Raw genomic sequence first — 5,744 nt, forward strand, 5'->3', positions numbered from 1 at the left:
GCTGCCTAGGTTGCCGTTTTGTAGATTTTGAGCGAGGGTGCGTACTTTAGATGCAGCTGCTAAAGTCCCCATGAGCTTGGCACGGCGAGAGTCGGTGTCATTAACAGACTCTTTTAGGGTTTCTAGCCCGTAGGTTGGGTTGAGGCAAGAAACCCAACAAAATCAAGGGATGAATTTAAATGTTGGGTTTCACATTCGTTCAACCCAACCTATGGGCTGTCATGCATTGTACCTGCAGTGCCTTCACGGACATTTAATGCTACCACTTAATCATCTGCCCTGTATAAATCAGCTCTGGTATATCAGGGTCTATGGCATAAAGATTGTACCAACCACCTTTATTGATTTTGGGGTTGATAAATTCTAAAATCACCGTTTTAAGGTGTGGATATTTTGCTGAATGTCCTGCTTCTGTAAAAATAAAATTACCATCGGCATTTCTGGGTATGGTGATTTGATGTTTTAAAGTACCATCTGAATAATAAATGGCGGCATTGTCAGGTGGCGGGAAGTACCAAGGGGCTTCTTTGATTTGGCTAAAAGGGCTGGGTTCTTCTCCAAAGATGACTAGGAACTCAGTTCTGTCTTTATTGATGATTTGCATACCTTCTGAAAAAGGCGGTATCCATTCAGAACCGTCTTCGTAAATCAGTTTTTGACCCCAAAAAAGTACTTCGATGCCCATTTTCTTTTTGTGCGACTTAAATTCCGAATATTTCTCCCATTGGTTTTTTGGGTACTCTAAGGTTGTGCCGTCTGCATATATATACATACTATGAATATCTAAAATCTTTTTCATCACTTAATCTCCTTAATGCTATCAAAATCAATGATAAATTTTTCAGGGTCTGTGTGGGTGGTTTCTTTAGCAAAGTTAATTTGCTTAACACCGCCTGGCATTACTTTGCCTGTTTTACTGTCATACATTGAGCCTGCAATGCCTTCACGGACACCGACACCTGCTTGTACTTCAAATTCTACCACATAGAATTTGTTGGGTGTGCCGTCTTTGGCAATATTGGACTTAAAATCTTCGGTGACTGCCAATCGTTGACGCATATCAGCAACCGAATTAATCGGTTCTTGGGTTGCCCAGCGACCTAGAGCTTGTTTGCGTTGTTCTGGGGTTAATTTTTCATAGTCATCCTCACCTTTAAGTTTTTTAAGTTGCTCACTATCAATCACCATCCGCATTCTCTCTGGCTTGTCTAACACTCTGTCTGTCACATTTGTGCCAGGCTTCCAAGCGGGGTAACCTGTTGGGTGGTATGATAATTGCCATCTATTCTCTAAGCCTAAATTGTTGGCAATTTGGTCATCATTGAATTCTTTGGCTTTATCAACCCTTGTCAAACCATCACGGTCAATGGTTTGCCCTAAATTAATATTTTCTGCACGGTGAATAACAGGATTACCTTTGGTGGCGGTAAACTCTCTAATAGAATGGTGAATTAGACTTGGATTATCCACATTCACATTATTTTCAATTCTTGCCTTATTAATGACAGACTGAGGTATGCTGTGACCTGCAGTACCGCTAACACCACTAGCAACCCTTCTACCCAAGCCCTGAGTAGCGGTTACACCCCCCAAAGCCAAATCTGTTCCCATTTTGATATTGGAGGCTGTGCCTTCGGACAATCCTACGCCTTGAGTAAGCTCGTAGGTTGGGTTGAGTTTACGAAACCCAACAAAATCAAGGGCTGAATTTAAATGTTGGGTTTCACTATCGTTCACCCCAACCTACGAGCTGATTTAATATTTGGATTAGATAAAGTATTACTTGGGTGATAATCAGCATCCATAATCCACTTTCCAGAATTTTTATCCCAAGCCACAGGTCTAGTCGGAGCATAAACTGGAACACCAAGCTCATTAGCTAATTGCTGTGCAGTACCGCTAGAGCCACTCCAACATGAACCGAAACAAACAGGTGTTCCTGCTTTGTAGTCTGGATTACTTCTAACAGCTTCTGCCACCTGCTCAATACTAATAGGCAAGGACTCTGTTTTATTTTCTCTACCACCAGAAACCTTGACAGGCACACTTCTCGATAACACAGGAATTCCTCCAATTTCATCATAATTTAACGCACCATGAACGATAACATTATGACCTCTATTGGCATTATTTACATTATTGAAATTATTGACAGTGGCTACATCATCACCGATTGCCGTACTATTTATTGCTTTTTATTTATAAATAGGCTCTTTCCATAATTCAGGCATATGGGGAAATCTAATAAACTCATTATCCATCCTAACTCTACAATTTGATAAGTCAGCTTCTACGAAAGGTTCGTGAAACCATTCGTCCCATAGAATAAGAAGGAAGTTTTTGTATAAGTTTTTAAACTGCTCAAAATCTCCTACAATATCATCAATACCAGGCAACCATACATCAGCATTTAAATACCCATCTTTAGTAATAGCATAACGCAAACTCTCTTTATAAATAGGTTTTTCATTGTTTCGCCAACCTAACAACAACCATCTATTAATTGCGTAACGAGCATCTTTCTCACTATACAGGTCTAATGAATAATACTCATCCTCTTCTTGATAATGCTCTAAGGTTTCTGAATGCCACGCACCCTCAAGAGCTCTTTCAATAATTTCTGGATTAACATCAAACATATTTATCTCACTTTAAGTGGGTTAGGTTTCTTTATGCCTTTACTAATATCAGGAAAGGCAGTATATGGTTTTTTGGTAGTTTTATCTAAGCCAACTCTAACGCTATTTGTCCAGCGGTATTCACCAGCCATACCGTTAGCTTGGGTGGTTTTATTGTTTTTAATATAACCCTCACCCACAGGTCTGCTAAAATTTATTGGAACTGTAATTTGCTTAATGGTACCGTCAGGCTTGTAAGTGGTATAGGCAGAAGGATTCAACGCATACAATCTCTCAGCCTCTCTCATTGCATATTCCATGTCGGTTGAATTAAAGAATTTAGAAGCATTATCCACTTTGTGATTTGTTACTCCTAAATTTGGGCTTTGGCTTTTAGATAGTCCAACAGCTCTTTATCTTCTTGAGTAATTTTCATGGTTTTTTCACCTGACAAAAATTAATCATTTAGAAATATTTCCATCTCATTTCCGTCTTCTTTTGTCAAAAAATCCATCCAAGCATTCATTATAAATTTGAAATTACTCAAGGATATAGATGATATATAGTTAGGATTATCCTCATCATATAAAAAATATATTTTTATATGATTGTTAATGAATTCACATCCCCAGCTTTCTGAACTAAAATCTAACAAAAATTTATTTTCATCAATGCTTTGCACTATATTTTTAGAAAACTCAAAATCTACCTCTGATATGTATTCGCAGAGTATTGTGTAATTTTTATCATCTCCATCACATATAGCAAATGGTCTAATAATATTATCTTGAAATACTTCAGACTTCCTATACAAAAAACATATATTCATTTCAATATCCAAATTTATTTAACTGGATATACTGTGACTTTTAGTTTTAAATAACCAGTAACTTTTACTCCACTCGGTGTTACTCCTTCCCACATCTGTTGACCTCTAGGATTTGTTATAATTACCTTATTCTGATAAGCATAATCAACTTCTACCTTTACACGATCATCAGTCCAAGAATCTGGAAACATTGTAGATATTCCATTATTATTGGACTTAGGTAAATATGTGCTAGGGTTATTTGGGTCTTTTATTGAAATTTTTGCCTCATAAACCCCATTAGGATATTTTCTTACAACACTATTAACCACAACATTGCCGCCAGCAATAGAATGTCCTCCAACCACCCTGCCACCAGATTTAACTTCAGCATTCATAATGTGTCCATCAAAGTCAATTGGAGCTGTAACCAAATGAACTCTTTTGCTTGCTTGCTGATTAATAATACAATCAGGCTGTCTATATAATATATTTTTATGAAATTCACTGGAATATCCCGAATTATTTTGTCCTATATTTCGAACATATTCGGCTTACTCGCAACAAATTTCTCAGTTTTATGCAACGCTTTAACCGCATTCGCCCCAGTCCCACCAACTACGGTAGTAGCAATATTTGCTCCAACAGCACCCTCAAGCTCGCCATACATCTGACCTGCAAGTTTTGGGTTGGATTTTAAGGCATTCTTATAATCTTGTTGCCATTTTTGTACAGCTTGCATTTGCTGTTGTGCAGTTGCAATAGGTGAAGAGATTGCTTTTACCAAACCCTTAAAAGCATTTGTTGCTGTATCTACAGGATGAATAACCGCATTTGCTGTGTCGGTAGCCATTGTAGCAATCGAATTTCCAAACCCCAACATTCTACCAGCTATATACTCTTGTTGGGCTTTTTTATTGTTTGGATAGAGAGCTTCCGCTTGTCTTTGCAATGCCCTGTCTGTTGCATCCGTGCCATCCATGCGGTCAGTGGCACCATTCCACTCCACCCCCACTTTCCCAATCTCAGCACCACTCACTGCATCGGTGGTGCTACCATCGGTAGCTGTATAGATGGTTGTAGCAGTGGTTAGGCTTAGAATGCTGACAATGGTGTCTTTTTGTTCTTGAGTGAGTTTCTCTGGATCTTTGCCTTGATATAGGTAGTTTGCTAAAATCTTAGCACCTGCTTCATTGCTTACGGCAGAGATGGTACCAGTTGTGATGTCATTACCTGTGGCATAGCTTGTGGCACCACCTAGTATGGCATGAGCCAGTAGGTGTTGTAGGCTTTGTTCTTCTGGCCTGCTGCCATTGTCTGTTTGGTTTAGGATTTTATTTTCTTTAAACTCCTGCCCAATCCGATAAGCAAACTCAGGGCTTGCTGCTCTTGCCACATCACCTATGATACCATTTGAGTTAGGAGCGTACAAGGCGGAGGTGATGCCATCAAAGAGTCTTAGGTTGCTGTCTATTTGTTGGGCTTTGTCTTCAAGTGTTTTGGCAAGTGTTGTATTGCCTTGCTCTCTTGCTTGTTTAGCATCTTCACGATACGCTTCTGCTTTTGTGGCATATTGGGTTCTGATTTCTCGTCTGTTTTGGTCAAAGCTTTGCGTTACCTGAACTTGAACATTAAGCTCCCTTTGCACCTCATCCTTATCAAAACCATTAGCCCATAGGCTGGGTTAGCGATAGCGTAACCCAGCATTTATGGCATAACTCATTGAATTTGTTGGGTTTCGCAAGCTCAACCCAACCTACGGGCTGAACTTAACCTACATCTATGATAAAATAAATGCAAAATAAGAGCAAAACGAACAAAATGAAACTACGCCAAACCAAATAATAAAAAATTTATAGAAATATGATTTCTTTGAGATAAATGGTTTTATCATTAAAAAAATTGGTGGCATTATCCAAACTATGGTCAACACCGATAAAGGATAACCACTCTGAATAAACATAATAAAAACCCACAATGCTTTCAAATGAAATATCGAAACAATCAATATTGCAATCAAGGTAGCTGTTGGAAATACACTAAGAAAAGAGAATATTCTAATGTATTTGTCTAAAAGTTCTTTATTTAGACCATGATAAAAAAATCCGTCCCAATAAATAGACGTATAGCAAAAAACTTAATGTGCCAAAAGCTATCCAGAAAAAGAAATTTAAAATCATGATTGATATAACAATCTTATCATTTATATCCATTATTGGCATTCCTTAACTTCTTTCATGCCTTCACAACCAACATCAACCCTATGATTTGGATTTAAGAATTTGCCTGACCAATCCCATTTTCTAAGCTTTATCATT

At 38.2% G+C, this 5,744-nt stretch carries 8 protein-coding genes; all 8 read right to left on the minus strand.

Features of this window, described 5'->3' with window-relative positions:
- Window positions 1-259: 259 nt before the first annotated feature.
- The 8 genes from M2R47_RS08960 to M2R47_RS08995 all read right to left on the minus strand — a co-directional run bounded on the left by M2R47_RS08960 (window position 260) and on the right by M2R47_RS08995 (window position 5,074).
- Window positions 260-799, minus strand: a complete 540-nt coding sequence (locus tag M2R47_RS08960; protein WP_249102291.1) for a hypothetical protein — start codon at window positions 797-799, stop codon at window positions 260-262.
- Window positions 799-1,737, minus strand: coding sequence for a hypothetical protein (locus M2R47_RS08965; RefSeq protein ID WP_249102295.1), 939 nt, complete (start codon window positions 1,735-1,737; stop codon window positions 799-801). Before M2R47_RS08965 ends, M2R47_RS08960 begins: the two co-directional genes overlap by 1 nt.
- Window positions 1,734-2,060 carry a hypothetical protein gene (locus tag M2R47_RS08970; RefSeq protein ID WP_249102298.1) on the minus strand — a complete coding sequence of 109 codons (327 nt, stop codon included), beginning with the start codon at window positions 2,058-2,060 and terminating at the stop codon, window positions 1,734-1,736. Before M2R47_RS08970 ends, M2R47_RS08965 begins: the two co-directional genes overlap by 4 nt.
- Before the next feature lie 135 nt (window positions 2,061-2,195).
- Entirely contained in the window at window positions 2,196-2,639 is a 444-nt protein-coding gene (locus M2R47_RS08975) for a hypothetical protein (RefSeq protein ID WP_249102303.1), read from the minus strand.
- A 2-nt stretch (window positions 2,640-2,641) separates the two neighbouring features.
- On the minus strand, window positions 2,642-2,974 hold the full coding sequence (locus M2R47_RS08980) for a hypothetical protein (RefSeq protein ID WP_249102310.1): 333 nt from the start codon (window positions 2,972-2,974) through the stop codon (window positions 2,642-2,644).
- A gap of 101 nt (window positions 2,975-3,075) precedes the next feature.
- Window positions 3,076-3,447, minus strand: a complete 372-nt coding sequence (locus M2R47_RS08985) for a DUF5376 family protein (protein ID WP_249102312.1) — start codon at window positions 3,445-3,447, stop codon at window positions 3,076-3,078.
- A gap of 14 nt (window positions 3,448-3,461) precedes the next feature.
- A complete protein-coding gene (locus tag M2R47_RS08990) occupies window positions 3,462-3,824 on the minus strand; it encodes an EndoU domain-containing protein (protein WP_249102314.1) in 363 nt (120 codons plus the stop codon).
- A 134-nt stretch (window positions 3,825-3,958) separates the two neighbouring features.
- Window positions 3,959-5,074, minus strand: a complete 1,116-nt coding sequence (locus tag M2R47_RS08995; protein WP_249102331.1) for a VENN motif pre-toxin domain-containing protein — start codon at window positions 5,072-5,074, stop codon at window positions 3,959-3,961.
- Window positions 5,075-5,744 lie beyond the last annotated feature (670 nt).

The organism is Moraxella oculi (assembly GCF_023336735.1).
Taxonomy (GTDB): Bacteria; Pseudomonadota; Gammaproteobacteria; order Pseudomonadales; family Moraxellaceae; genus Moraxella; species Moraxella oculi.